This is a genomic window from Agromyces selenitireducens (genome assembly GCF_052748465.2).
The window spans coordinates 784005-808097 of sequence record NZ_CM188259.1 but is presented as its reverse complement, the minus strand read 5'-3'; the positions used below and the strand labels follow the sequence as shown (position 1 = coordinate 808097).

General features: G+C 72.7%; 29 protein-coding genes. 13 read left to right on the top strand and 16 right to left on the bottom strand.

Going from position 1 to position 24093, the window contains the following annotated elements; all coding sequences use genetic code 11:
• Positions 1-55: 55 nt before the first annotated feature.
• The 9 genes from ACULK4_RS03795 (at position 56) to ACULK4_RS03755 (ending at position 7574) form a co-directional block, all read left to right on the top strand.
• The gene (locus tag ACULK4_RS03795) at positions 56-508 is read left to right on the top strand and encodes an Lrp/AsnC family transcriptional regulator (protein ID WP_445965130.1); all 453 of its coding nucleotides are present in this window, start codon (positions 56-58) and stop codon (positions 506-508) included.
• Between the two features lie 63 nt (positions 509-571).
• Positions 572-2125: an HD domain-containing phosphohydrolase gene (locus ACULK4_RS03790; protein ID WP_445965129.1), complete on the top strand. Its 1554-nt coding sequence runs from the start codon at positions 572-574 to the stop codon at positions 2123-2125.
• 56 nt (positions 2126-2181) lie between these two features.
• Positions 2182-2481, top strand: coding sequence for an antibiotic biosynthesis monooxygenase family protein (locus ACULK4_RS03785; protein ID WP_445965128.1), 300 nt, complete (start codon positions 2182-2184; stop codon positions 2479-2481).
• Positions 2482-2486: 5 nt separating this feature from the next.
• Complete coding sequence (locus ACULK4_RS03780; RefSeq protein WP_445965127.1) at positions 2487-2978, top strand: SRPBCC family protein; 492 nt, start codon at positions 2487-2489, stop codon at positions 2976-2978.
• Positions 2979-3075: 97 nt separating this feature from the next.
• Positions 3076-4122, top strand: a complete 1047-nt coding sequence (locus ACULK4_RS03775) for an NADPH:quinone reductase (protein ID WP_445965126.1) — start codon at positions 3076-3078, stop codon at positions 4120-4122.
• Positions 4123-4223: 101 nt separating this feature from the next.
• Positions 4224-4370, top strand: a complete 147-nt coding sequence (locus tag ACULK4_RS03770; protein ID WP_445965125.1) for a hypothetical protein — start codon at positions 4224-4226, stop codon at positions 4368-4370.
• Positions 4371-4617: 247 nt separating this feature from the next.
• Positions 4618-6651: an acyl-CoA dehydrogenase family protein gene (locus ACULK4_RS03765; protein ID WP_445965124.1), complete on the top strand. Its 2034-nt coding sequence runs from the start codon at positions 4618-4620 to the stop codon at positions 6649-6651.
• Between the two features lie 16 nt (positions 6652-6667).
• Positions 6668-7072: a DUF6855 family protein gene (locus tag ACULK4_RS03760; protein ID WP_445965123.1), complete on the top strand. Its 405-nt coding sequence runs from the start codon at positions 6668-6670 to the stop codon at positions 7070-7072.
• 46 nt (positions 7073-7118) lie between these two features.
• The gene (locus ACULK4_RS03755) at positions 7119-7574 is read left to right on the top strand and encodes a nitroreductase family deazaflavin-dependent oxidoreductase (RefSeq protein ID WP_445965122.1); all 456 of its coding nucleotides are present in this window, start codon (positions 7119-7121) and stop codon (positions 7572-7574) included.
• Positions 7575-7638: 64 nt separating this feature from the next.
• Here the strand turns inward: ACULK4_RS03755 and ACULK4_RS03750 are convergent, their stop codons facing one another.
• Positions 7639-8658: an alpha/beta fold hydrolase gene (locus ACULK4_RS03750; protein WP_445965121.1), complete on the bottom strand. Its 1020-nt coding sequence runs from the start codon at positions 8656-8658 to the stop codon at positions 7639-7641.
• A 77-nt stretch (positions 8659-8735) separates the two neighbouring features.
• Between ACULK4_RS03750 and ACULK4_RS03745 the strand changes: the two genes are divergently transcribed.
• Positions 8736-9677 (top strand): prenyltransferase/squalene oxidase repeat-containing protein, encoded by a 942-nt coding sequence (locus ACULK4_RS03745; protein ID WP_445965120.1) that lies wholly within the window; start codon positions 8736-8738, stop codon positions 9675-9677.
• Between the two features lie 56 nt (positions 9678-9733).
• Here the strand turns inward: ACULK4_RS03745 and ACULK4_RS03740 are convergent, their stop codons facing one another.
• From ACULK4_RS03740 to ACULK4_RS03690, 11 genes are all read right to left on the bottom strand, one after another.
• Entirely contained in the window at positions 9734-10648 is a 915-nt protein-coding gene (locus tag ACULK4_RS03740) for a ferredoxin family protein (protein ID WP_445965119.1), read from the bottom strand.
• Positions 10645-11880, bottom strand: coding sequence for a cupin domain-containing protein (locus ACULK4_RS03735; RefSeq protein WP_445965118.1), 1236 nt, complete (start codon positions 11878-11880; stop codon positions 10645-10647). Before ACULK4_RS03735 ends, ACULK4_RS03740 begins: the two co-directional genes overlap by 4 nt.
• Positions 11880-12137, bottom strand: coding sequence for a BatC protein (locus tag ACULK4_RS03730; protein ID WP_445965117.1), 258 nt, complete (start codon positions 12135-12137; stop codon positions 11880-11882). The genes ACULK4_RS03735 and ACULK4_RS03730 overlap by 1 nt, the downstream gene beginning before the upstream one ends.
• Before the next feature lie 105 nt (positions 12138-12242).
• Entirely contained in the window at positions 12243-13031 is a 789-nt protein-coding gene (locus tag ACULK4_RS03725; protein WP_445965116.1) for a sulfite exporter TauE/SafE family protein, read from the bottom strand.
• Between the two features lie 94 nt (positions 13032-13125).
• The gene (locus tag ACULK4_RS03720) at positions 13126-13428 is read right to left on the bottom strand and encodes a rhodanese-like domain-containing protein (protein ID WP_445965115.1); all 303 of its coding nucleotides are present in this window, start codon (positions 13426-13428) and stop codon (positions 13126-13128) included.
• A 9-nt stretch (positions 13429-13437) separates the two neighbouring features.
• The gene (locus tag ACULK4_RS03715) at positions 13438-14874 is read right to left on the bottom strand and encodes an MBL fold metallo-hydrolase (protein WP_445965114.1); all 1437 of its coding nucleotides are present in this window, start codon (positions 14872-14874) and stop codon (positions 13438-13440) included.
• 135 nt (positions 14875-15009) lie between these two features.
• Complete coding sequence (locus ACULK4_RS03710; RefSeq protein ID WP_445965113.1) at positions 15010-15207, bottom strand: hypothetical protein; 198 nt, start codon at positions 15205-15207, stop codon at positions 15010-15012.
• Positions 15204-15518 (bottom strand): AzlD domain-containing protein, encoded by a 315-nt coding sequence (locus tag ACULK4_RS03705; protein ID WP_445965112.1) that lies wholly within the window; start codon positions 15516-15518, stop codon positions 15204-15206. The genes ACULK4_RS03710 and ACULK4_RS03705 overlap by 4 nt, the downstream gene beginning before the upstream one ends.
• Entirely contained in the window at positions 15515-16246 is a 732-nt protein-coding gene (locus tag ACULK4_RS03700; RefSeq protein WP_445965111.1) for an AzlC family ABC transporter permease, read from the bottom strand. The genes ACULK4_RS03705 and ACULK4_RS03700 overlap by 4 nt, the downstream gene beginning before the upstream one ends.
• The gene (locus ACULK4_RS03695; protein ID WP_445965110.1) at positions 16246-16806 is read right to left on the bottom strand and encodes a flavin reductase family protein; all 561 of its coding nucleotides are present in this window, start codon (positions 16804-16806) and stop codon (positions 16246-16248) included. The genes ACULK4_RS03700 and ACULK4_RS03695 overlap by 1 nt, the downstream gene beginning before the upstream one ends.
• A gap of 30 nt (positions 16807-16836) precedes the next feature.
• Positions 16837-18036 carry an acyl-CoA dehydrogenase family protein gene (locus ACULK4_RS03690; RefSeq protein ID WP_445965109.1) on the bottom strand — a complete coding sequence of 400 codons (1200 nt, stop codon included), beginning with the start codon at positions 18034-18036 and terminating at the stop codon, positions 16837-16839.
• Between the two features lie 122 nt (positions 18037-18158).
• On the opposite strand from ACULK4_RS03690, the gene ACULK4_RS03685 reads away from it, so the two are divergent.
• On the top strand, positions 18159-19964 hold the full coding sequence (locus ACULK4_RS03685; RefSeq protein ID WP_445965108.1) for an AfsR/SARP family transcriptional regulator: 1806 nt from the start codon (positions 18159-18161) through the stop codon (positions 19962-19964).
• Positions 19965-19995: 31 nt separating this feature from the next.
• On the opposite strand, the gene ACULK4_RS03680 is transcribed toward ACULK4_RS03685, so the two are convergent.
• A complete protein-coding gene (locus ACULK4_RS03680) occupies positions 19996-21021 on the bottom strand; it encodes an NAD(P)-dependent alcohol dehydrogenase (RefSeq protein WP_445965107.1) in 1026 nt (341 codons plus the stop codon).
• Between the two features lie 102 nt (positions 21022-21123).
• Between ACULK4_RS03680 and ACULK4_RS03675 the strand changes: the two genes are divergently transcribed.
• The gene (locus tag ACULK4_RS03675) at positions 21124-21840 is read left to right on the top strand and encodes a TetR/AcrR family transcriptional regulator (RefSeq protein WP_445965106.1); all 717 of its coding nucleotides are present in this window, start codon (positions 21124-21126) and stop codon (positions 21838-21840) included.
• Here the strand turns inward: ACULK4_RS03675 and ACULK4_RS03670 are convergent.
• Positions 21837-22265: a hypothetical protein gene (locus tag ACULK4_RS03670; RefSeq protein WP_445965105.1), complete on the bottom strand. Its 429-nt coding sequence runs from the start codon at positions 22263-22265 to the stop codon at positions 21837-21839. The two genes, ACULK4_RS03675 and ACULK4_RS03670, sit on opposite strands and share 4 nt — an antisense overlap.
• Before the next feature lie 92 nt (positions 22266-22357).
• Here ACULK4_RS03670 and ACULK4_RS03665 point away from each other — a divergent pair, with 92 nt between their 5' ends.
• On the top strand, positions 22358-23308 hold the full coding sequence (locus tag ACULK4_RS03665) for a DUF1254 domain-containing protein (protein ID WP_445965104.1): 951 nt from the start codon (positions 22358-22360) through the stop codon (positions 23306-23308).
• On the opposite strand, the gene ACULK4_RS03660 is transcribed toward ACULK4_RS03665, so the two are convergent.
• Both ACULK4_RS03660 and ACULK4_RS03655 read right to left on the bottom strand, forming a co-directional pair.
• Complete coding sequence (locus ACULK4_RS03660) at positions 23301-23579, bottom strand: helix-turn-helix domain-containing protein (RefSeq protein ID WP_445965103.1); 279 nt, start codon at positions 23577-23579, stop codon at positions 23301-23303. The genes ACULK4_RS03665 and ACULK4_RS03660 overlap by 8 nt on opposite strands.
• Positions 23579-24076 carry a DUF2975 domain-containing protein gene (locus tag ACULK4_RS03655; protein WP_445965102.1) on the bottom strand — a complete coding sequence of 166 codons (498 nt, stop codon included), beginning with the start codon at positions 24074-24076 and terminating at the stop codon, positions 23579-23581. Before ACULK4_RS03655 ends, ACULK4_RS03660 begins: the two co-directional genes overlap by 1 nt.
• Positions 24077-24093: the final 17 nt, after the last annotated feature.

Genomic DNA, 24093 nt, shown 5'->3' with positions numbered 1-24093 from the left:
GAAGCCGCTGCCGAGTTTCGCCCCGCTCCGCCGCTAGCGTGGAAGAATTCTCTACATGGATGCCATCGACCGGAAGATCCTTGCCGAGCTGCAGCAGGACGGTCGTCTCAGCCTCACCGAGCTCGCCGAGCGCGTGCAGCTGAGCATGTCGCCGACGCACCGCCGGCTGCGCGCGCTCGAGGCATCGGGAGCCATCACCGGGTACCGCGCGGTGATCGACCCCGACGCGGTCGGCATGGGATTCGGAGCGCTCGTGTTCGTCACGATGGCGCAGGCCAACCGCGACACCGTGCCCGCGTTCGACGCCGCCGTCGCCGAGATCCCCGAGGTCATCCAGGCGCTGCGGCTCTTCGGCGACCCCGACTACCTGCTGCGCGTCGCCGTGCCCGACCTCCGGGCGTACGAGCGCCTGTGGGACGAGAAGCTGTCGGCGCTCCCCGGGGTGGCGCGCGTGCAGTCGACGCTCGTCATGAAGACCGTCGTCGATGACCGACCGCTGCCGCTCTGACCGGGTCGGCGGAGCGCCGACGGAAGCTGCCGTCGCGCCGGGCATCGCGGTATCTTCGGTTGCATGGCGGCGTCGGCGCGACTGCGCTACGTGGAGCTCCTTGCGCCCCTCTCCTTCGTGACCGACCTGGGCATGGGAGAGCCCGATGGCCAGGCCTTGCGCTCGACCCTGCTCGCCGTGCGACTCGGCGAGACGATCGGTCTGTCGACGGCCGAGCTCGCCGACTGCTACTACACGACCCTCCTGCGCCATATCGGCTGCACGGCGTCCGCACACGAGGAGTCCGTCTTCCTCGTGCGCGATCAGATCGCGTTCCGGTCGCGGCTGGTGACGACCGACGTGACGAGGCGCCGGGAGGCCATGGCCCTCGCTCGCGAGATGCTCGGCTCCGTGCCGCTCGGCGCCCGGCCGTCGCTGATCCGGCACCTGGCCTCGCCCTCCTTCGACCGGATCGTGAGTCGCTCGGTCTGCGAGGTCGCCGCGACCACGGCACGCCGTCTCGACCTGGGCAGCGGTGTCGAGGCGGGGCTCTTCCAGATCAGCGAGCGCTGGGACGGCAAGGGCCAGCCGGACGGGCTGCGGCAGACGGGCATCGCGATCGCGGCACGGGTCGCGCAGGCGTGCGCGCAACTGGCCAGTCTGGCCTCCGCCGTCGGAGCGCAGACCGCCTGTGCCACCATCCGCGAGCGGGCAGGCGGATGGCTCGACCCGGACATCGCACACGTGCTCGCCGACCGCGGTGCCGCCCTGCTCGCCGAGATCGACGATCTCGACCTGCTCGAGGCCGTGACCTCCATCGAACCGGGATTCGTCCGGACTGTCGCGCCGACCGACGTCGACCGAGTGGTTCGGGTCTTCGCCGACCTGATCGACCTCAGGACGCCTTGGACCCACGGGCATTCCACCGAGGTCGCCGTGATCGCGGAGCGAGCCGCCGCCGAGTACGGACTCTCGGTCGACGAGCACACCACGGTCCGCCGAGCGGCGCTGCTCCATGACATCGGCCGCGTCGGCGTGCCCAACAGCATCTGGGAGAAGCCGGGACCGCTCAGCGCGACCGATCGAGAGCGTGTCCGGCTGTACCCGTACCATTCGGAACGCATCCTGAGCCGATGCCCTGTCCTCGTCCCAGCCGCCCGTCTCGCCGGCATGCACCGTGAGCGCCAGGACGGTTCCGGCTATCACCGTCAGCTGTCCGGCGCCGCGATCCTCCCGGGCGCCCGCCTCCTGGCGGCCACCGACGTGTACCAGGCGATGACGCAGTCCCGCTCGTACCGCCCCGCCCGCGACCCGGAGCAGGCAGCGGCCGAGTTGCATCGAATGGGCTCGGCCGGTCACCTCGACGTCGATGCGGTGGCTGCGGTGTGCGCCGTGGTCGGCATGCCCCGGACCAGCCGGTCGGTGCCCTGGCCGTCCGGACTCACCCACCGCGAGGTGGAGGTGCTCCGGCTGGTGGCCCACGGGTTCACGAACCGGGCGATCGGAGCAGAGCTCCACATCTCCGCACGCACGGCCGAGCATCACGTGCAGAGCGTGTACGGGAAGATCGGCCGCTCCACGCGGGCGGGTGCTGCACTCTTCGCGATGGAGCACGGCCTGTACCACCCGGATGGGTAGGTCTACCGATGCGCGACCGCGTGCCGGCGCGCAGTCTGTCGGTGGAGGTGGACATCATGTACGCGAGAGTCACCACATTCCTCGGCGCACCGGGTCGTCTCGACGACGACCTCGCCGACGCGAGGGAGAACGTCCTGCCGGAGCTCGAGGGGATGGACGGCTTCCGGAGGCTCCTGATCCTGAACGATCGAGCCTCGGGCCGCTCCATCGCCATCACCATCTGGGAGAGCGAGGACCGGTTGCGCGCGAGCGAGGCCGACGCCACCAGGTTGCGCCACGACAACCCCGTGAACGTCGACAGCACCGTGCTGTCCGTCGAGCGCTGCGAGGTCGCGCTCGACTCGGGGAGCGGGTGAGTCCCATGGTGGAGGTCAGGTTCACCAGGCACACGACGATCTCCGCGGATCGCGTGCTCGCTGCGGCGACCGACTTCAGCGATCGTCGACCGGCCCTCTGGCCCAACCTCGACGCGTCGCGGTACCGGCTGGTCTCGCTGGCCGGATCCGGCGCCGAGGCGATCGAAGGCTCGGCGATACTCGGCGGGATCTGGGCGCGCGAACGCTACGACTGGTCTCGTCACGGAGTGGTCCGTGCCGAAGTGGTCGACTCCAACGTCTTCGCCGCCGGAAGCTCCTGGGAGCTGCACGTCGAGCCCGTCGATGACGGGTCGACGGTCGAATGGGTCTCCATCCGGTTCTCGCGCGGCCTGCGGGGGCGCCTGCTCGTCATCCTGCTCGCCCTGGCCGGGCGGCGGATGCTCGGCGACGCCCTCGAGGAGACGTTCCGTCGTCTGGAGGACGATACGGCCGAGAGCGGAGCCGTCCGTCGCGCCCCCGACCCGACGACCGGGTAGACGAGCGCGCGATCGTCGACGCGAGGCGAACGGCAGGATCATGTCCGGCTGCTGCCGGCGGCGGAAGATCCGCAGCCCCGGCCGCGTTGTCACCCGCATGAGAGCGATCGCGTACTCCGAGACCGGCCCGTCGTCCGTCCTGCACCTCGTCGAGGGCGAGATCCCGCACCCCGGCCCCGGCGAGGTGCGCGTACGCATCGTCGTGTCGGGCGTGAACCCGACCGACTGGAAGGCGCGCGCCGGCGCAGCGGCCGGCCGCGCGACGCCGTTCCCCGAGGTCGTGCCGAACCAGGACGGCGCGGGCATCGTCGACGCGCTCGGCGACGGCGTGACCGGGTTCGAGGTCGGCGACCGGGTCTGGGTGTTCCTCGCCGCGCACGGCCGCCCCACGGGCACCGCGCAGGAGTTCACGGTGCTGCCCGCGACCCGGGTCGTGCGGCTGCCGGATGCCGCGAGCTTCGACCTCGGCGCATCCCTCGGCGTCCCCGCCATGACCGCGCACCGCGCCCTGACCGTGCACGAGGGCGGGCCGACCCGCCTCGGACCGGGAGCGCTCGACGGCCGCACCGTCCTCGTCGCCGGCGGCGCCGGCGCGGTCGGGCATGCGGCCATCCAGCTCGCACGCTGGGCCGGCGCACGCGTCATCACGACGGTCAGCTCACCCGAGAAGGCGGCCCTCGCCACCGCGGCCGGCGCCCACCACGTCGTGAACTACAAAACGGATGACGCAGCGCGCGCCATCCGCGCCATCGCACCCGACGGCGTCGACCAGGTCGTCGAGGTCTCCCCCGCCCGCAACGCGTCCCTGAACGCGCAGGTCATCGCCAACCATGCGTCGATCGCGGTCTACGCGACGGACGGCGGCACCGAGATGACCCTCGATGTGCGCCACCACTTCGCGCTCAACGCGCGCTACCAGTTCCTGCTGCTCTACACCGTGGGCGACGCCGCCCTCGCGACCGCCGCCGACGACGTCGGGCGCGCGCTCGACGACGGCGCCCTGCCCGTCGGCGAGGCGGCCGGGCTGCCGCTCACCCGGTTCCCCCTCGAGCGCGCCGCCGAGGCGCACGACGCGGTCGAGGCGGGCACGGTCGGCAAGGTGCTCATCGACGTCGCAGCGGATGCCGCGGGCGCGACCTCGTAAGGCGACGCCGCGCTCTGCGCGGAACTCACCCTCGACGCCGACTGCCTCGGCCTCGGCCGTGAACTCGCGGCGCTCGAGACATCGAGCAGACGCTCGGACAGGTGCGGGATGCCGGCTGCAGCGACCTCGAGATGTGTGCGCTCGAGGACGACTGCCCGATCCCGTTCGCAGCCGTGCCCGAACTCGTCTCGAGCGATGGCCGTGCCGCCGGTCCGGAGACCGACGGCACGGCGAGCGGGGGCGGCTGAGCTCAGCGAGCGGATGCCGCCTGCGTTCCGACCTCGAGGTCGGCGACGACACCATCGAGGTCGCACGCGCCTCGGGGCCGACCCCGCGATCGTCCTCGACGCCTCCGAGTCGGTGCTGCGGGCCGTGATGTTCCACAGGTGCACGCTCGACGATGCGCTCGAGACGGCGACCTGCGCATCCGGGGCGGCGCGGAGGAGGCGGCGGCCTTCCTCGCTCGCTTCGCCATCCCTTGCAGGGCGGTTCCTGATGGCATCCGCAGGCCGGCGGCGTAGATTTGGCACGAACGAGGAGGTCCGCGTGAGCACCACCGAGTCCGAGTCCACCGTCTCCCCCGCCGAGCCCGTCGAGCCCGTCGGCCAGGCCGCCGAACAGGAGTCGCGCGCCGTCGCCGAGGCCGCTCGCGAGCAGGAGTGGCGGAAGCCGAGCTTTGCCAAGGGCCTGTACCTGGGGCGATTCGACCTGTCGTTGATCCATCCGCACCCGCGCCCGGATCCGGAGCGCGTCGAGCGGGGCGAGCGATTCCTCGCCGATCTCGAGGCGTACCTGCGAACCGTCGACGCCGCGCTCATCGAGCGCGAGGCGCGCATCCCGGACGAGGTCTTCCAGGGGCTCGCCGACCTCGGCGCGTTCGGGATGAAGATCCCGGTCGAGCACGGCGGCCTCGGGCTCGGGCAGCACTACTACAACCGCGCGCTGGTGACGATCGGATCGGTGAACGCCAGCATCGGCGCGCTGCTCTCGGCGCACCAGTCCGTCGGCGTGCCCGAGCCGCTCATGCTCGCCGGAACGGAGGAGCAGAAGCGTCGCTTCCTGCCGCGCTGCGCGAAGGGTGCCGTCAGCGCGTTCCTGCTCACCGAGCCGGAGGTCGGCTCGGACCCGGCCCGGCTGCGGGCAACCGCGGTCCCCACCGAGGATGGCACCGGCTACGTGCTGGACGGCACGAAGCTGTGGACCACGAACGGCGTGGTCGCCGAGCTGCTCGTCGTGATGGCACGGGTGCCGAAGTCCGACGGGCACCGCGGCGGGATCAGCGCGTTCGTCGTCGAGGCCGACTCGCCCGGCATCACGGTGCACCGCCGCAACGCCTTCATGGGACTGCGCGGCATCGAGAACGGCCTGACCTCGCTGCGGAACGTCCGCGTGCCGGCTGAGAACCTGATCGGCCGCGAAGGCGAGGGCCTGAAGATCGCACTGACGACCCTCAACGCCGGCAGGCTGGCGATCCCGGCCCTCTGCGCCGGTACGGGCAAGTGGAGCCTGAAGATCGCGCGCGAGTGGTCGACCGCGCGCGTGCAGTGGGGGCGACCCGTCGGCGAGCACGCCGCGGTCGCGCACAAGATCGCGTTCATCGCCGCGACGACGTTCGCCCTCGAGGCGGTCGTCGACCTGTCGGGCATGCTCGCCGACGAGGATCGCAAGGACATCCGCATCGAGGCGGCGCTCGCGAAGATGTGGGCGTCCGAGATGGGGTGGCGCATCGCCGACGAGATCGTCCAGATCCGCGGCGGTCGTGGATTCGAGACCGCCGCGTCCCTCGCGGCCCGCGGCGAGCGCGCCGTCAACGCCGAGCAGCTGCTGCGCGACATGCGGATCAACCGCATCTTCGAGGGGTCGACCGAGATCATGCGCCTGCTCATCGCGCGCGAAGCCGTCGACGCGCACCTCACCGCCGCGGGCGACCTGATCGACCCGAAGCTCGACGTGGCCGAGCGGCTGAAGGCCGCCGCGTCGGCGAGCGGGTTCTACGCACGCTGGCTGCCGCAGCTCGTCGCGGGCAAGGGCGACCTGCCCACGTCGTACGACGAGTTCGGCCCGCTCGCGACGCACCTGCGCCACGTCGAACGCACGAGCCGCAAGCTCGCGCGCGAGACCTTCTACGGGATGGCGCGCTGGCAGGGCGGCCTCGAGAAGAAGCAGGGGTTCCTCGCCCGCATCGTCGACATCGGCGCCGAGTTGTTCGCCGTGTCGGCGTCGTGCGTGCGCGCGGCGATGATCGCCGCCGACGAGCCCGAGCACGGCAAGGCCGCGTACCAGCTCGCCGACACGTTCGCCGAGCAGTCACGTCATCGCACCGACCGGCTCATGCACGAGCTCTGGCACAACACGGATGCCGCGGACGAGCGCCTCGCCGAACGCGTGCTCGACGGGCGCTACACCTGGCTCGAGGAGGGCATCATCGACCAGAGCGAGGGCACGGGGCCGTGGATCACCGAGGAGGTGCCGGCCGACGCGGCCGGGGACGTCCACCGACGCGTCATCCGGTCGGCGGACGAGGACTAGGCAGGAGGGGAACACCGTGGCAGGTTCTGGGACGAAGGACGACCCGTGGCAGCTGACGACGGCGCCCGGTACGAGCACGTACACGATGTATCGCGATGAAGCCGCCGACCCGCCCGCGCTCGTCTGCCAGGTCGGGTCGACCACGCTGAAGTACCACCTCAGCGCGATCGACGACCTGCACGGTTGGTTGCGGGAGCAGGGCGACTGGGTTGCGCTCGGCGCCGCCGACGAGCAGAAGCCCGCGGCATCCGGAACCGTCGAAGCCTGGGGTCGCGACCCCGGCAACCCCGTCGGGGGATGGTACGGCCTGCGCAAGGGGTACCGCGGCAGGTTCGGCATGTACCTGCCGCCGCTGCTCGAAGCACTCGGGCTCGCCGAGCTCACCCACGACGCCCGCAACAACCGCGTGCGGGCCATCTGACCCGGCGCGCGCCCGGGCCCGATCGGGCCCGACGGAGGAGCGCCCGATGAACGAGCAGCGAGTGCCGAAGACCTACCGGCACACGGGGATCCACAAGGCGATCAACCCCGTGATGGTGGTGCTCACCCGGGCGGGGCTCATCCCGGGCTCGGCGGTGCTGACCGCGCGGGGACGTACGAGCGGGCAGCCCCGATCGACCCCGGTCACCGCGATCGAGCACGGCGGCGCCCGGTGGCTGGTGGCCCCGTACGGCGCCGTCTCCTGGGTGCGCAACGTGCGCGCGAGCGGGGAGCTCACGCTCACCCGACGGCGCACGAGGCGGCGGTTCGCGGTGCGGGAGGCCATGGCCGAGGAGGCCGGACCGGTGCTGAAGCGGTACGTGGCGGTGGCGCCGATCGTCCTGCCGTACTTCGTCGCCGGCCGGGACGATCCCGTCGAGTCCTTCATCGCCGAGGCGGACCGGCATCCGGTGTTCGAGCTGGTCGAGCCCCACCCACGCTGAGGAGGTGGCCGCCGAGGCCGGCGAACGACTTCATCGCGATGACCAGGCGAGGGCCCGCGCCGCCTCAGCACCCTCCGGGCGGCGCGACCACCGTGCAGATCTGCTCGATCACGAGCGCCGGGCTCTCGTTCCCGACGAAGTGCCCGCTGCTCGTCTCCGTCAGGTGACGCGCACCCAGCGACGCGGCGAGCAGGGCATGCGCCTCGAGCCACTGCGGCCAGTACGCCTCGGCGTCGCCGATGCCGAGGTAGTCGAACGGCCGGTCGGCGGAGAGCACCGCGGCCGGCATGGGCGGCAGTGGCGGCGTGGTCTCGAGCACCGAAAGGCTCGAGGGATAGTCGGGTGTCTCGAGTTCCGGATGCTCCGCGCCGGTCTCGGCGACGGACCGCATCCAGTCCGACCACACGTCCGGTGGCAACGTCGCCTGCATGTAGGGCGAAGCCGGATCGACGAGCACCACGCCCGAGACCTCCTCGGGGTGGGTCCGCACGAACGTGGTCGCGATCAGCCCGCCCAGGGAGTGGCCGACGATCACGTACGGGCCCGGGATCTGGGCCGTCGCCAGGACGGCATGGAGGTCTGCAGCGGCGGCCTGCGTCGTCGTGGGTTGCGGCACGGCCGTCGACCTGGCCGCCGTGCCGTCCCAGGTCCGGGTGCCGGGGCGATCGTAGGCGCAGACCCTCGTGAAGCTCGCCGTCTCGGGGAACACCGCGGTGTCGACCGGCTCGGCGGACTCGACCGAGTCCTCGGGGCCGGCGACGGCGTACCGCCAGTTGTCGCCCGCGACGCCCGCGCCTGAGATCAGCACGACGGTCGGCGAGCCGGTTCCGCCGCACTCCAGGTGGATGCTGCGACCCGCGCCGAGGTCGACGAGCCCCGATCGGTCGCCCGCTCCGGGTTCGAAGGCACCGGATGCCGCGGGCGGGGCCGTCGAGGTGGGAGCCGCCGCGTCCGGGAGGGTCTGCGGATCGTCGTTCGGGGGCGTGCAGGCGGCGAGCAGCAGGACGACGAGCGAGGCGGATGCCGCGAGACGCGAAGCGATCGGGACGGGCTGACGGCCTGCCGCAGTGCGTGTCGTGCCCATCTCGCCCCTTCGCCGGAGCGTACTCCCCTTCACCCATCGCGTCGACGGATGTCGGTGGCTCACGCCAACATGCGGGTATGGGCGAGGACGTCATCGACTGGTTGCTCCAGGCCGACCCGGCGATCGGCTGGCAGGTACGGAGCGACCTGCTCGGCCAGCCGGCCGACGTGGTCGAGGCCGAACGCGCTCGCGTCGCGACCGAGGGGTGGGGCGGCGACATCCTCGCGCTGCAGAGCGATGACGGGTACTGGGGCGGCGACGTCTACGGGAGGCGCCGGGAGCGCGACACGGTGATGTGGACGTTGCAGGTCCTGCTCCGGTTCGGCATCGACCCCGGTGCGACCTCGGTGCGCGAGGCGATCGCGAAGGTGCGCGACGGCGTCAGGTGGCACGACGACGTCGGCGGCCGGCCCTTCTTCCACGGCGAGGTCGAGGAGTGCGTGAACGGCGGGGTGCTCGGCTACGCCGCGTACTTCGGCGCGATCGACGAGGGCGCCGACCGCATCGTCCGGCTCCTCGTCGAACAGCGCCGCGCCGACGGCGGATGGAACTGCGCACCACCCAGGCCGACGCACCGCTCGTCGTTCGACAGCACGCTGTGCGTGCTCGAGGGGCTGCGTGCATACCAGCGCACCATCGGGTCGACCGATGCCGCGCTCGACGACGCCGTCCGCGGCGGCGAGGAGTACCTGCTCGAACGCAGCCTCTTCCTCCGCAGGTCCACCGGCGAGGTCGCGAACGACCGGTACACCGACTTCGCCTTCCCGATGTACTGGTTCTACGACGTGCTCCGCGCACTCGAGCACTTCCGGGCGAACGGCGGCGAGCCCGACCCGCGACTCTCGCCGGCGATCGACCTCCTACTCTCCCGCCGCCGCGACGACGGCCGCTGGCCCGCCGGGCCTCGACGCCCCGGCCTGCGTGGGTACTTCCTCGAGGAGCCGGAAGGCGAACCCAGCCGGTGGATCACCCTGCGGGCGCTCCGCGTGCTCGAGTGGGCGGCGCCCGACGCCGTCTGATCGAGCTCGTGGGGCTCTCCGACGCGGAGCATCCGGCGCGAGGGCGCCGGCTGAGCTCATCCGACGATCCGCCCCGCCGCGTCCTCGATCCGGATCTCCCGCAACCCGTACTGCCGCACCCGCACCAGTCGCGTCGCCGCGCACGTCGACAGCAACGGCGGCGACGACTCGTCGGCGAGGTGGACCACGACCGACGCGCCGCCGTCGAGGCCGAGGCGCACGCGCCATCCGTCGGCCGTCGACGTCTCGTCGAGCGGCGGATATGCGGCGATGCGGTCGTCGCCGAACGACTTCCGCGCGTAGTGCTGCGCGGCCTGCACGGGATGCGAGAGCGAACTCCGGCCGCGCAGCCGGTCGGCCACGACGTGCCCGTCGCCATGCGCGTCGCCGATGCGCACCGGATCGCCGTCGTCGGCGTACCCGTAGTACAGACCCTGCGGGAACACGACCATCGTGCCGGCGAACCGGTCGCCGCCGACGTGCGAGCACTCCCAGGTCTCGTCGGGGTAGGCCGCCGCGAGCGCGGTCGCCACCCGGCGTCCGCGCACGGCGCAGCACCGGTCGTGGCGGCCATGCGCGCACACCGCGAACACCGGGTCGGATGACGCCGTGCCGGTCGATCCGTCGAGGGGGACGTCGAGCAGCTCCCGCGCATCCGCCACCTCACCCCACACGATCCGCTCGCCGCCCGGCCGGGAGTCGACGATCGCCCATCGCTGCGTGGCCGGCGGCGTGCGCCGCCCGGTGCGACGGATGGCGAGGATTCGCATGTCGGCGGCTTCGACCCGCCGGGCCAGCGCCCGCCCGAGCGCCCGGTCGAAGGGCGCGTCGAGCAGGGCGTTCGTGCCCCAGCTCGCGGCGACCTCGAGCAGGAACCAGCGGATACCGCGGGGTGCCGTGCCGGCGAGCGGGTCGGCACGCTCTCGTGCACGATCGCTGCACGGCGCCCAGTGCTCGGCGGGGAGGGTCACGCCGGCGCCACCGCGAATCCCTCGCGCACCAGTCGCCGCGCGACGACCACGGCGCTCTCCGCGTCGAGACCGGGCAGGCTGCCGACCTCGATCGGGGCGCCCTCGGCGATGCGCCGGACCGCCTGCTCCGCCTCGATCGGGAGCGACAGCGTCTTCGTGCGCGACACGATCCGCACCCGGTCGCCCGACGCCACGATCCGTGCGCGGAGCGAACCGCGCCACCGGACGGCGGTCGCCGCGTCGAGGCGCTCGAGCGCGTCAAGGGTGGCGAGCGGGGCGAGCGGCTCGGCCCGGATGTCGCCGTCGAACCGGCGTCCGAGCCGCGCGGCGGTGCCGGCGGCATCCGACTGCCCGACGAGTTCGACGAGCGCCTCGACGGTCTCGCGCAGGACCGGCGCGAACGCCTCGGCGTCGGCGAAGTCGATGCCGACGGGCAGCGACGCCCGCAGTGCCGCGCTCTCCCCGACGCCGGCGAGCAGGGCGCTCACCACGTCGGCGCGGGTGTAGGCCGCCATGCCGACCGTGAGATGCACGGAGGTCGCGTCGCCCGAGGTCGCGGAGTGGATCCAGCCGCGCGGCAGGTAGAGCGCATCGCCCGGGCGCAGCACGGCGTCGATCGCCGGCGCTCCGAGTGCCGCGCGCGCGACGGCGGCGCGGTGCTCGGTCCACGGCTGCGAGCCCAGCGGGTCGACGTGGACGGGTTCGTGGATGCGCCAGTGCTTCTCGCCCGCGACCTGCAGCACGAACACGTCGTGGGTGTCGTAGTGCGGGTCGAACCCCTGCGACGAGCGCGGCGTGACGTACGCGTTCACCTGCACGGGATGCCCGAGGTCGTCGACGAGCGCGCGCGTGTAGTCGATGATCGGCGGCCAGAGCCGGTGCAGCCCCTGGAGCACGATCGTCGCGCCGTCCGCGAACCGCTCGAGCACCTGGTCGCTCGACACCTGGTCGCCAACCTCGGCGCCGAGGCCGCCCGGTGCCGTGTACGCGGAAGCGGGCAGCACCGAGCCCTCGCGCGCCATCCGGATGAACGGTGTCCGCACTCCGCGCCGGGTGACCAGCTCGTCGACCGCGTCAGCGGTGAAGAGGTCGTCGAACCCCGACGTCAGCTCGGACGCCCGGGACAGCAGCGCCCGCCGCCCCCAGTACTCGGCCGCGAACTGCTCGACCGGGATCCGGAGGCACCGGGCGAGCGCAGGCTGGGCGTCCGGCCTGGGCCCGGTCGTCACCACTATGCGGAGCCGTCGGCGCCGCCGTCGTGGCCGCCCGGGTTCGCGCCGCCGTCGGCCGGACCCTCGCCGCGCGATGCGGCGCCGTCCGCGCCGCCGTCGTGGCCGCCCGGGTTCGCGCCGCCGTCCGCGACGCCCTCGCCGCCGGCCGCGGAGCCGTCGGCGCCCCCGTCGTGACCGGCGGGGTTCGCGCCCCCGTCGGCGACGCCCTCGCCCTCCTCGCCCGGCTCGAGCGTGATGTCGTCGTCACCGATGGACATGGCCTCCCCCTTCGCCGCGCCGCGAACGGGTGCCGCCGCGCGACGCCAGCCTAATCAGCCGAACCGCGGAGGGCGACGGGTTGACGCGTGCTCGATCCGGGAACGTCAGGCGCCCGAGATGAGCGCCACCAGCTGGGGGGCCTCCTGGACGATGACGAACGCGCCGACGACGAGCACGAAGATGCCGAAGCCCTTGCGCAGGGCCGTCTCGGGGATCCTGCCCGCCAGGGCCGATCCGACGAACGACCCGGCGACCGCGATCGCGGTGAAGGCGAGCACCACGGGCCAGTCGAGCTGCACGCTGAGGAGGTAGCCGCCGAGTCCGGCGAACGACTTCATCGCGATGACCAGCAGCGACGTGCCGACCGCGACCGCCATGGGCAGGCCGCCCAGGAGGTTCAGCGCCGGCACGATGAGGAATCCGCCGCCGGCGCCGACGAGCCCGGTCGCGATGCCGACCGCGAATCCGTCGAGGAGGATGCGCGCCACCGGGAGCGTCTTCTGCGGGTGCCCGGCCGGGTCGGCCGACTTCTTCCGGCCGCGGATCATGGCGGTCGCCGTGGCGATCATCATGACGGCGAACAGGACCATGAGGACGGGGCCGGGGATGTAGCCGCCGAGGATGCCGCCGAGGAATGCCCCGGCCATCCCGGCGCCACCGAAGATGAGGCCGGTCTTCCACCGCACCCGCCCGGCCCGGGCGTGCGAGAAGACGCTCACGGCGCTCGTGACCCCGACGATGAAGAGGGACGCCGCGATCGCCTCCTTCGGGCCCATGCCGAGCACGTAGGTGAGGATCGGCACGGTGAGGATCGATCCGCCGCCACCCATGAGTCCGAGCGACACCCCGACGAGCACCGCCAGCAGCAGCGCGACGACCAGTCCGATTTCCATGTACCGACTTCCGTGGGGTGTTCAGCAGCGTGGGTGATCAGCAGCGTGGCCCGCGACCGTGAGGTGCGGGCCACGCTGCGGGAGTGGATGGGGCTCAGCGAGCGACGGGGAGACCTGCCTGCGACCAGGCGATCATGCCGCCCTCCATGTTGTCGACGCGGAAACCGGCGGTCTTGAGCACCTCGGTCGCCTGGCGCGAGCGGTTGCCCGAGCGGCAGATCGCGATGACCGGCCGCGAGCGGTCGATCTCGTTCAGGCGCGAGGCCAACGTGCCGAGCGGGATGTGCTTCGCGCCCGGGACCATGCCCTCGGCGACCTCGAAGTCCTCGCGCACGTCGATCAGCTGGTCGGCGCCGCCGAGGCGCTCGCGCACCTGCGCAATCGTGATGTCGGCCATGATGTCCTCCTATGCGGCCTTCGAAACGGGGGATGCCTCGGTGACCGGCACGTTGCCGGGCACCCGGGTCCAGCCGAGGTACGAGCCGTCGAGCTCGACGACGTCGTACCCGGCGCGGCGCAGCGCGCTGGCCGCGACGCTGTTGCGCACGCCGCTCTGGCAGTAGGTGACGATGGTGCCGTGCTCGGGCAGCTCGTCGGTGTGCCACATCACGCGGCCGCCGCTGAGCTGCGCGGCGCCGGGCAGGTGCCCGTCGGCGTACTCCGTCGTGTTGCGGACGTCGAGCAGCAGGTCGTAGGAGAACCCGGGGAGCTCCTGCGGCTGCACCAGCTTGGGCGCGACCAGGTCGAGCCCCTCGAGCGAGGTGATGAACCCGGCGACCCTGTCGATGCCGACGCGCACGAGGTGGTCGCGCAACTGCGCCGCCTCCTCGCCGTCGTGGGCCAGGAGCACGAGCGGGCGGTGCTCGACCTCGGGGTCGTAGACCCACGCGCCGTAGCTCGCGGCCTTGGCGATGCCCGGGATGTTGAGCGAGCGCGCCACGGTGCCCTCGTGCACGGCCGAGTTGTGTCGCGTGTCGACGAAGATGACCTCGTCGGCGTCGAGCTCGGCACGGAGTCGTTCGGGCGAGTACTCGACGAGTTCGTCGGCCTCGCCGATGACCTCGGGACCGACCTTGTTCTGCACCTTCATGCGTGCGAAGTAGGCGTGCGCGTCGGGCTGGCCGCCGAGCAGCTCGTCGATGAATCCCTGCTCGTCGTCATTGCGCAGGTAGTCGCTCCACCACGAGAACGCCCGCTCGTAGCCGACGGTCGTGGTGGGGATGGCGCCGAGCGCCTTGCCGCACGCGCTGCCGGAGCCGTGCGCGGGCAGCACCTGCACGTAGTCGGGCAGGGTCAGGAAGCGGTCGCGCAGGCTCGCGAAGAGGTCGCGAGCGCCGCCGAAGCGCGTGTCGATGCCGCCGGCCGCCTCGTCGAGCAGGTCGGGACGACCGAGGTCGCCGACGAAGACGAAGTCGCCGGTGAGCATGAAGCCGGGCTCGTCCGCCTGCGCGCCGTCGGTCACGAGGAACGACAGGTGCTCGGGCGTGTGTCCCGGCGTGTGCACGGCCGTGACCGTGATGTTGCCGAGGGTGATCTCGTATCCGTCCTTCATGCGGACGGCATCGTCGAAGGCGGGACCGTAGGTCCAGTCGGGGCCGCCCTCGTCCGACACGTAGGTCGTCGCGCCGGTGCGCGCGGCGAGTTCACGCGTGCCCGAGAGGTAGTCGGCGTGGATGTGCGTCTCGGTCACCGCGGTGATCGTCATCCCGTTCTTCTGCGCGAGCTCGAGGTACACGTCGAGGTCGCGGCGCGGGTCGACGACGATCGCCTCTCCCTTCGCCTGGCAGCCGATGAAGTAGCTGGCCTGGGCGAGGTCCTCGTCGTAGATGCGTTCCAACAGCATGTCGGCTCCTTGTCTCAGACCGCGGGCCGATGGGCGTCGAGCCCACCCGTGCGATACCCCCGGGGTATCGCCCATAATACCCCATGGGTATCCACGATTGTCAACTCGGAGCGCGCGCGCACCGCTGCCGGGCGGTCAGAGCGGCGGCCGGGTGCGGACCGCGACCTCCGCGAAGGCGCGCTCGCGCAGGCGCTCGGCCTCCGCCCGGTTCTCCCGCAGGCGGCCGATCTCGTCGCGGGTGGGTGCCGGCGCGATACGCCGGGCCCGCGAGCCCATGACGCCGAACCGCGTCAGCAGGTCGACCATGCGGCTCGATGCCGCCGGCGCGCTCACGGGAGCACCGCCTCGATGGCCCACCAGAGGCCGAGGCCGCCGATGAGCGCCAGCGGCATCCGCTCGGTCCTCGCCCAGAGCAGCCAGGTCGCCGCGGCCGCGACGAGCGCCGGAAGCGTCTCCTCGGCCGAGATGATCCCGCGCGGGGCGAGGAGCGAGGGAGCGGCGATCGCCGCGAGCACCGCCGGGGCGATGTGCGGCAGCAGTCGGTCGAGGGCCGCCGGCGGGCGGGCGTCGCGGCCGACCAGGAAGGCCGAGCGCAGCGCGTAGGTGCCGAGCCCGACGACGGCGAGGGTGAGGAACTCGTTCATGGTTTCGACCTTTCGGTGAGGGCTCCGGCGACCATGCCCACGGCGGCGGCGACGATGAGTCCGAGGCCGAGGGGCAGCGGTGACGCGATCACGGCGACGACGCCGGCGGATGCCGCGGCGACGTACGCCGGTCGCCCCTTCAGGGACGGGAGCAACAGCAGGAGGAAGGTGAGCGGGGCTGCGAGCTCGAGCGGCAGCGCCTCGGGAAGCACTCCGGCGAGCAGGCCGCCGGCGCCCGTGAGGATGAGCCATCCGGCCCATGCCGTGAGGGCCATCGCGAAGTAGTAGCGCACGCGGGCGGTGTCATCCTCGCTCGGATGCCCCTCGAACCGCGCGATCGCGAGCGCGTACATCGGGTCCGAGAGGAAGTACGCCCCCGCCGCGCGGGTGCCGCGACGCCACCCGCGCAGGTGCGGGGCCATCGAGGCGCTGTACAGCAGGTGACGGGAGTTCACCACGAGCGCCGTGAGCACGACGACCACCGGACCCGCGCCGTCGGACATCAGCTGCACGGCCACGAGCTGAGCGGCGCCCGCCACGACGAGGGCCGACGACGACCATGCCACGACCGGGTCGACGCTCGTCGACGCGAGCGCGGCGCCCAGTGCCAGGCCGAACGGGATGTACGCCATCACCACGGTGAGGGCGTCGCGGACGCCGTCGCGGACCGGCCGCGCCCGGGGAAGCCCGATCGCGGGCGTCGCGCCCGTGTGCTGGTTCGCGGACATCACGGCACCTCGATCGGCTCGGCGGCGACGTACTCGCCGTCGCGGTAGGTCAACGGCAGCCCGCCGTCGAGGCGGACCCTGGTCACCCGTGCGAGGACCACGTCGTGGTCACCGCCCGGCAGGACGCTCGACGTGGCGCAGCGCACGGCTGCGACGGTTCCGGCCAGGACCGGGATCCCGTCGATCGTGTAGCGGTGCGGGACCCCGGGAAACGGCGCGCCCGGCGCCGCGAACGACTCCGCGACCGCGCGCTGCGCCGGACCGAGCACGTTCAGCACGAACCGCCCCGTGGGACGGATCCGCGACCACGTCCGCGACCGGCTCCCGAGGCACACGACGATCGACGGCGGGGCCATCGACACCGACGTGAACGACGTGACGGTGAGCCCCCACGGCGCACCCCGCTCGTCGCGCCCGGTCAGCACTGCGACGGGCTGCGCGATCTCGCGCATGAGGGCGCGGAACCGGCGCGCCTCTTCGGTTCCGGCCCCGGTGTGCGCCGGTCGGGCCGAGTCCATCACCGGATGCGTCGGCGAGAGCTCCAGGTCGAGCTCGCTCATGATCGTGTTCCTCTCGATGGTCTGCGGATGTCAGCCCCAGCGGGGCTGCTCGTCGGGGTCGATGCCGAGCGAGAACTTGCCCACCAGCTCGTGCGCGAGGGCCGAGTTGCCGGGATGGATGCGGCCGAGGCGCGCGTCGCGGAAGAGCTGCTCGATCCGGTTCCGGCGGAATATGCCGGCCCCGCCCGAGAGGTCCATCGCCGTGTCGACCACGTTCCATGCGGCCGTGACGACGGCGTGCTTGGCGGTCAGGATCTTGAGCGGCCACAGCGCCCCGTGGGCCGCGCCGGCCGACCACTCGTCGCTCACGACCGCCAGGTGGGCGTCGAGGCCCTCGAGCGCCATCCGCATCTCTGCGACCTCGTGCTGCACCTCAGGGTGGTACGCCATCGACCGCGTCAGGGCGATCGACGTGCGCTGGTGGACGCGTTCGACCGTGAGGTCGAACGCCCGGTGCGCGATACCCGCGTAAACGCGGGCGAAGCCGAGCATCGCCCAGGCGAAGACCGCCACCTGGAACGGTCCGGCGCCGGCGAACCCCGCCGGACATTCCAGGACGACGTGCTCGTCCGGTACGAAGGCGTGGTCGAGCACCGTGTCGTCGCTCGCCGTGGCGCGCATTCCGAGCACGTCCCAGGTCTCCTCGATCCGGTACCCGTCGTCGCTGCGGCGGATGAAGCCGTGGACGATGCGGGCGTTCGCCGGGTCGGTCGGGTCCATCGCGTGCACGCCGAGCCAGTCCCAGACCGGGGAGAGGCTGCCGAACACCTTGCGGCCCGTGAGCTCCCATCCGCCCTCGACGCGACGGGCCGTGGTCGTCGAGAGGAACAGCGGGACGTCGTTGCCCGACTCCCCATGCCCTGCGGCGAACACGTCGCCCGCCGCCGCGCGTTCGAGCACCCATGCCATGCGGTCGTCGCCCGCCCGGAGCAGGTCGGCGGCGACGCCGGTCCAGTAGAAGTGCATGTTCACCGCGATCGCGGTCGCCGGCGCCACGTACGCGAGGCGCTGCTGCTGCCGCCCGATCTCCGCGAGGGAGAGACCCGGGCCGCCGTACTCCGGCGGGAGCGCGAGGTCGAGGTACCCGGACGCGCGCAGCTCCGCGAAGTCCTCGGCGAAGAATCGGTGCTCCCGGTCGTACTGCGGTGCCCGCTCGTCGAAGCGCGCGAGCATCTCGTCGCTGAGCGCCTCGCGGCTCCGGATCCGGTCGGGCGTGGTCGTGAACGTCATCTCAGTCCTTCCGTCGCTGCGGCCGCTGCGACCGCGAACCCATGCTCGGGTCGAGGCGTGTGAGCCGGCGTGTGACGGCGAAGTGAGAGGATTGCTCAGCGACGCGGGAGGAGGGAGACGCGGTGGCGACTCGGATCGACCTCCTCGGACCCCCGCGGATCCACGTGGGCGACGCCGAGGTACCCGGTCCGCGCGGGAGCAAGTGCTGGGCGCTGCTCGCCTACCTCGTCCTGACCGGTCGGCCGGTCCCTCGCGGGCGCCTCATGGACCTGCTGTTCGACGGTGCCGAGGACCCCGCGGCCGCCCTGCGATGGAGCCTGTCGGAACTGCGTCGCGCGCTCGGGGATGCCGCCTCGCTGAGCGGCGACCCGCTGCGCTGGGAACCCGCCGACGACACCGTCGTCGACGTCGAGGTGGTGCTGGGCGGACTGTGGTCGCAGGCCCTCGAACTGCCCGGCTTCGCCGGCGTGCTGCTCGAGGGCATCTCCCTCCGGGTCGGCCCGTCGTTCGAGGTGTGGCTCGCGAACGAGCGCCGCAGGCTCGCGGCGGCGAGCGCGTCGATCCTGCACGAGGGGGCCCACAGCCGGCTCGCGCGCGGCGACACCGCCGCTGCGGTCCGCCTCGCGGAACGACTCGTCGCCGCGGCCCCGCTCGAGGAGCGCAGCCACGAGCTGCTCGTGCGCGCCCTCGTCGCCGCCGGCGACGAGGAGGCCGCGATGGCGCGGGTCGACGAGTGCCGGCTCCTCTTCGAGCAGGAGCTCGGGCGGCATCCGTCACCGACGCTCTGGGACGCACTGCGCCCGCGTCCGTTCGCCTCGACGTCGCGCAGCCGGTCGGAGCTCCTCGCCGCGATCGACCTGGGCGCCGGCGCCGCGTACGGCGGCGCCTACGACCACGCCATCGAGGCGCTCCGCCGAGCCATCTCCGACGACGGCGACCCGGACCTGACGGCGCGTGCGCTCTTCTCGCTCGGTGCGGCCCTCGTGCACGGCGTCCGCGGCAGCGACGAGGAGGCCGTCATCGTGCTGCACCGATCGTTCGCGATGGCCACGGACTGCGGAGCGCGGCCGGTCGCCGCACGCGCCGCCCTCGAGCTCGGCCTCGTGGAGACGCTGCGCGCGCACTACCCCCGGATGGAGGCGTGGTTCGCCGAGGCGCGCGGCCTCGCCGACGGCGACGAGCGGCTGCTGGCGTGGATCGGGGTGTACGCCGGTCTCGGACGCACCGACCAGGCGCAGTACCCGCTCGCCCTGGCCACGCTCGAGGAAGCCGAGGACCTCGCACGGTCGAGCGGCGAACTGCGCGCGCTCGCCTACGCCGCCACCGGGCTCGGGCGCCTGCATCTGCTCCGGGGCGACCTCCATCGGGCACGCGCAGAGCTCGACCTCGCCGTCGCGACCGTGCGGGAGATCGGCTGGACCGCGTTCCTCCCCTTCCCCCGCGCGCTGATCGCCGAGGTCGACCTGCTCGAGGGCGACCGCGCCGCCGCCGAGGAGGCCATCGAGCACTCCTACGCCCTCGCCTGCCAGGTCGGCGATCCCTGCTGGGAGAGCTACGCCCTTCGCGGCCGGGGCCTGCTCGCCGCGGCGCGCGGCGACGACGCCGCCGCCCTCGACCTGCTCACCGAGGCGCCCCGTGCCTCGCGCCGCCTGCCCGACACGCACGACTGGGTCGACGGCTACTGCCTCGACGCGCTGTGCGGGTTCGCCGTCGCTCGAGGGCTGCCGTCGGCGCAGGGCTGGGTCGACGAGCTCGAGGAGTTCGCCGGGCGTCGCGGCATGCGCGAGCTGCTCGCCCGCGCACTCCTGCACCGGGTCGCGCTCGGCTCGCCGGCCGCCGCCGAGGCGGCCGCGCTCCTCATCGGCGAGATCGACAATCCCGCCCTTCGTCGACGCGCGGAGGCCGTCGGGGTGGTCGTGGCGGCGTAGTCGCCCGCTCGGCGGGCGCAGCTGCGGCGTCTCACGCCACTCGCAGCACCACGCTGCCCCGCTTCCGCCCCGTGTCTACGTACCGGTGCGCGTCGACGACCTCGTCGAGGTCGTACGTGCGGTCGATCACGGGTCGCAGTTCGCCCGCCTCGGCGAGCGCGGTGAGCCGCGCCATCCCCTCGGCGCCCATCTCACCGCCGCGGTGGTCGACGCGGATGCCGCTGCGACGCGACTGCCGACCGGCGGCGAGCATGCCCGGGAGGTCGGCGATGACGAGCAGCAGCTCGCCGCCGGGGCGGATCAGGTGGGCGACGCGGGAGAACGGGGCGTTGCCGACGCACTCGACGATCACGTCGTACCGCGGACCGACGCCGGGCGCCGCGAAGTCCTCGCGCCCGTAGTCGACGACCCGCGCGGCACCGAGCGAGCGCGCGAGGTCGGCGTTCCGCCCGCTCGTCACGGCGGTCACGTTCGCACCGCGCGCGGCGGCGAGTTGCACGACGGCCGATCCGACCGCTCCCGAGGCGCCGTTCACGAGCACGTCGGTCCCCGGCCCGATCTCCACGCGGTCGAGGTAGCGCACCGCGGTGTACCCGCCGAAGATCACGGCGGATGCCTCCTCGAACGAGAGGTTCCGCGGCTTGGGCGCGACCTCCCCGTCCTCGGGCACGGTGACGTACTCGGCGTGGCATCCGAAGCGGGCGCCGCGCATGACGATCACCTCGTCGCCGGGCGCGAAGCGCGTGACGTCGGCGCCCACCGCCTCGACGACGCCCGCCGCCTCCATGCCGAGCACCCGCACGCGCGGCCGGAACAGCCCGATCGTCGGTGCGACGAGCAGCGAGGTGCCACGCGGCACCCGCCGGCTGCGCAGGCGCTGGTCGGCGACGCTCACCGTCGTCGCCCGCACTCGCACGAGCAGCTCGCTCGGCTTCGGCGCCGGCCTCGCGACGTCCAGGACCCGCACCACCTCGGGCGGGCCGAACCGGTCGGCGGATGCGGCGCGCATGGTCGTGCCGGTGACGGATGCCGCCGGCAGGGATCGTTCGCTGGTCATGGCCTGCTCCCTTACGTTGTAAGTCTTACGTCGTAAGGTACGCCTCCGATCGCGCCGTGTCCAGACCCCGGGCCAAGAAACCTGACGATGTAAGGTGAGCGCATGCCGTCGAGATCCGCCGAACGCGCCGAGCGCACGCGCCTGAGCCGCGACAGCGTGCTGCAGACCGCCCTGCGGCTCGCCGACCGCGACGGGCTCGACGCCCTCACCATGCGCGCCCTCGCCGACGAGCTCGGCGTCGAGGCGATGTCGATCTACCACCACCTGCCCAACAAGAACGCGATCCTCGACGGGGCCGTCGAGGTGGTCTTCGCCGAGATCGAGGCCGAGGTGGGCGGGTTCGGCGTGCCGACGACGACGGATGCCGCGACGTGGGCGCCCGCGCTGCGGGAACGCATCCTCGGTGCGCGCCGCGTGCTGCTGCGGCATCCGTGGGCCCCCTGGATCATGAACGCGCGCGGCGCACCCGGACCGAACGCGACCCGCCACGTCGACGGCATCGTCGGCATCATGCGCGCGGGCGGAATGTCGTTCGACCTCATCCACCACTCGCTGCACGCGATCGGCAGCCGCGTGTACGGCTACGTCCAGGAGCTCAGCGATGACACGGACGCACCTCCCCCGGCGCAGCTCGAGCAGCTCGCGGCGCTCGCGCCGAACCTCGCCGCGATGCTCGCGGAGGTCGCGCACGTCGACCCCGACTCCACGCTCGGCTGGTGCGACGACCAGTCCGAGTTCGAGTTCGGCCTCGACCTGCTGCTCGAGGGCATCGAACGGCGGCGGAAGGCGGAGGCTGCCGAGCAGCCCTCGGTCTCCTAGTCGCGGCGTGGGGCGTGGCAGAGACGCTCGCGCACCCAGCCCGCGGCATCCGCCTGCGCGAGCTCGCCCGACCGGACGAGCCGGACGAACCGGATCGCCTCGTCGCTGAGCCGACCGTCCGCGCTCTCGGGCGGGTCGCGCAGGATGTGCGTGGTCAGCCAGCGTGTGATCGGGCCGCCGAGCCGAGCGGCGACGGCGACCGTGCCGGCGAAGTGCCGCGCCTGCCCCTCGGTGTCGTCGTCGACCGCGGGGTGGAAGCCGCGCCCGCGGATCCGGTTGCGGCCGCCGGTCGCCGCGTCGGTGAGCCACAGCGGTCCGCGACGCACCCCGGCCGCACGGCCGAGCTCCTTGAGGAACCGCCCGTTCGGGTGGCCGCGCTCGGCGAGGCGGTCGATCGACTCGGCGAGGGCGGCGCAGGCGTCCATCAGGTCAGGGTATGGGGCTACCGGCCGGGAGCGCTCATTGCAAGACTGGAGCCGGTCGCCGAGTGGGGCGCAGACCGAGGGGGCGGACGCCGATGTCGAAGAAGGTCACGTCGAGGAACTTCGTGCAGGCCGAGACCGCGCACTACTTCACCGCCCAGCTGAGGCGGGCGCCGGTCAACGAGTACCACCACGAGCGGGCGCCCGTGGGCATGCAGAACCAGGCCGTCGCCCGTTCGAACGTCGATGTGCTGTTCTCGTACGCCGTCGTCGACGTGACCGAGGAGGCGACGTTCTCCGTCGCGCCGTCCGACGAGTACCAGGTCGACCAGGTGATCGACGAGAACCACTACGTCGTCGGGGTGGTCTATCCCGGCGAGACCCTGACGATCCGCAACGCCGACCTCTCGGGCGGAACGCACGTGTACGTCCTCGGGCGCACCGCCCTCGTCGGCGGCGTCGAGCGCGCGCATCGCCTGCAGGACCTCCGGCGGATCAGCGCGGCGACCGCGAACCCGTACCGGCCCGGTGACTGGGACGAGACGAGCCGGCGCGCGGTCGGCGTGCGGCTCGAGCGACGAGCGGCCGGGTCCGACCTCACCCGGGCGTTCGGCACCCCGACGTCGACCGATCCCGACCAGCACCTGCTCGGCACCCGGGTCGGCTGGGGCGGACTCCCGCCCGAGCACGCGCTGTACTACGAGGGCACCGCCACGAGCAGCGGATGCGACATCTGGACCTTCGACGTGCCGCCGGTCGACCTCGACCGCAACGGCTTCTACTCGGTGGTCAAGTACGACGACGACGGCCGGCTCGACGTCGACCGTCCCGCGATCGCGGGGACGGAGATGATGCGCAACGGCGACGGCACGATCAGCGTCTACTTCGGCGACGACACCTGCATCGCGAGCGGCAACGTGATCCGCACCACCGCAGGCCGGCGGTTCCGCTACGGCATGCGCCTGTACCGTCCGCGCGACGTCGAGGAGGCCCGGCAGTACATCGAGGGGCTCCGCAGCCGGGGACTCGAGACCGTCCTCACGTGACGGCGACCGGTGCCGCGGGCTCCCCCGCGGCATCCGTCGGCCCCTCATCGCCGCCGTCGTTCCCGTCGTCGTCGACCCACTCGAGCAGGTCGCCCGGCTGGCACTGCAGCACGCGGCACATCGCGTCCAGCGTGCTGAAGCGAACGGCCTTGGCGCGGCCGTTCTTCAGCACGGCCACATTCGCCGGCGTGAGCCCCACGCGCTCGGCGAACTCGCCGACGCTCATCTTGCGGCGGGCGAGCTCGACGTCGATGCGCACGACGATCGCCATCAGATGACCTCCTCCATCTCGCTGCGCAGGGCGGCCGCCTGCCTGAGCAGCGCGCGGAGCACGATGACGAGCAGCACCACGACCGCACCGATCAGCACGGTGCCGATCAGCACGATCGGCACGCCCGGATCGCGCAGCTCGGGCGTGACGTAGACGTAGCCGATCACGAACACGCAGGCCGCGAACCAGATCGACCACGCGACCGCGAGCGCCCACGCGATCGCGTCGACCCAGCCGAACGCGTCGTGGCTGAAGATGCGGTCGGATGCCACGAGCGTGAGCAGCCGCCACACGCACACGATGACGACCTGCATGCCGACCGCCACCGCGATCGACCCGACCAGGAGCACCCACGGCAGCGGGCCGAGCACCGGGTTCGGCGCGTCGCCGCCGAAGAACTGCCCGGGGAGGCTGAGGAACTCGGCGACGAGGAGGCCGACGAAGACCAGGATGAGAAGCGCCCGGAGCGGCACCACGACACGATCGATACGCTGCATGGATCGAGTATCGATTC

What these genes read in the sequence shown, in the direction of transcription:
- ACULK4_RS03655 (WP_445965102.1), bottom strand. Translation starts at nt 24,076, where the DNA reads ATGCAGCGTATCGATCGTGTCGTGGTGCCGCTCCGGGCGCTTCTCATC.
- ACULK4_RS03795 (WP_445965130.1), top strand. Translation starts at nt 56, where the DNA reads ATGGATGCCATCGACCGGAAGATCCTTGCCGAGCTGCAGCAGGACGGT.
- ACULK4_RS03730 (WP_445965117.1), bottom strand. Translation starts at nt 12,137, where the DNA reads ATGTCCATCGGTGACGACGACATCACGCTCGAGCCGGGCGAGGAGGGC.
- ACULK4_RS03690 (WP_445965109.1), bottom strand. Translation starts at nt 18,036, where the DNA reads ATGACGTTCACGACCACGCCCGACCGGATCCGGAGCCGCGAGGCGCTC.
- ACULK4_RS03720 (WP_445965115.1), bottom strand. Translation starts at nt 13,428, where the DNA reads ATGGCCGACATCACGATTGCGCAGGTGCGCGAGCGCCTCGGCGGCGCC.
- ACULK4_RS03745 (WP_445965120.1), top strand. Translation starts at nt 8,736, where the DNA reads ATGGGCGAGGACGTCATCGACTGGTTGCTCCAGGCCGACCCGGCGATC.
- ACULK4_RS03715 (WP_445965114.1), bottom strand. Translation starts at nt 14,874, where the DNA reads ATGCTGTTGGAACGCATCTACGACGAGGACCTCGCCCAGGCCAGCTAC.
- ACULK4_RS03695 (WP_445965110.1), bottom strand. Translation starts at nt 16,806, where the DNA reads ATGAGCGAGCTCGACCTGGAGCTCTCGCCGACGCATCCGGTGATGGAC.
- ACULK4_RS03775 (WP_445965126.1), top strand. Translation starts at nt 3,076, where the DNA reads ATGAGAGCGATCGCGTACTCCGAGACCGGCCCGTCGTCCGTCCTGCAC.
- ACULK4_RS03725 (WP_445965116.1), bottom strand. Translation starts at nt 13,031, where the DNA reads ATGGAAATCGGACTGGTCGTCGCGCTGCTGCTGGCGGTGCTCGTCGGG.
- ACULK4_RS03750 (WP_445965121.1), bottom strand. Translation starts at nt 8,658, where the DNA reads ATGGGCACGACACGCACTGCGGCAGGCCGTCAGCCCGTCCCGATCGCT.
- ACULK4_RS03675 (WP_445965106.1), top strand. Translation starts at nt 21,124, where the DNA reads ATGCCGTCGAGATCCGCCGAACGCGCCGAGCGCACGCGCCTGAGCCGC.
- ACULK4_RS03665 (WP_445965104.1), top strand. Translation starts at nt 22,358, where the DNA reads ATGTCGAAGAAGGTCACGTCGAGGAACTTCGTGCAGGCCGAGACCGCG.
- ACULK4_RS03670 (WP_445965105.1), bottom strand. Translation starts at nt 22,265, where the DNA reads ATGGACGCCTGCGCCGCCCTCGCCGAGTCGATCGACCGCCTCGCCGAG.
- ACULK4_RS03790 (WP_445965129.1), top strand. Translation starts at nt 572, where the DNA reads ATGGCGGCGTCGGCGCGACTGCGCTACGTGGAGCTCCTTGCGCCCCTC.
- ACULK4_RS03755 (WP_445965122.1), top strand. Translation starts at nt 7,119, where the DNA reads ATGAACGAGCAGCGAGTGCCGAAGACCTACCGGCACACGGGGATCCAC.
- ACULK4_RS03660 (WP_445965103.1), bottom strand. Translation starts at nt 23,579, where the DNA reads ATGGCGATCGTCGTGCGCATCGACGTCGAGCTCGCCCGCCGCAAGATG.
- ACULK4_RS03705 (WP_445965112.1), bottom strand. Translation starts at nt 15,518, where the DNA reads ATGAACGAGTTCCTCACCCTCGCCGTCGTCGGGCTCGGCACCTACGCG.
- ACULK4_RS03765 (WP_445965124.1), top strand. Translation starts at nt 4,618, where the DNA reads ATGGCATCCGCAGGCCGGCGGCGTAGATTTGGCACGAACGAGGAGGTC.
- ACULK4_RS03780 (WP_445965127.1), top strand. Translation starts at nt 2,487, where the DNA reads ATGGTGGAGGTCAGGTTCACCAGGCACACGACGATCTCCGCGGATCGC.
- ACULK4_RS03785 (WP_445965128.1), top strand. Translation starts at nt 2,182, where the DNA reads ATGTACGCGAGAGTCACCACATTCCTCGGCGCACCGGGTCGTCTCGAC.
- ACULK4_RS03700 (WP_445965111.1), bottom strand. Translation starts at nt 16,246, where the DNA reads ATGTCCGCGAACCAGCACACGGGCGCGACGCCCGCGATCGGGCTTCCC.
- ACULK4_RS03680 (WP_445965107.1), bottom strand. Translation starts at nt 21,021, where the DNA reads ATGACCAGCGAACGATCCCTGCCGGCGGCATCCGTCACCGGCACGACC.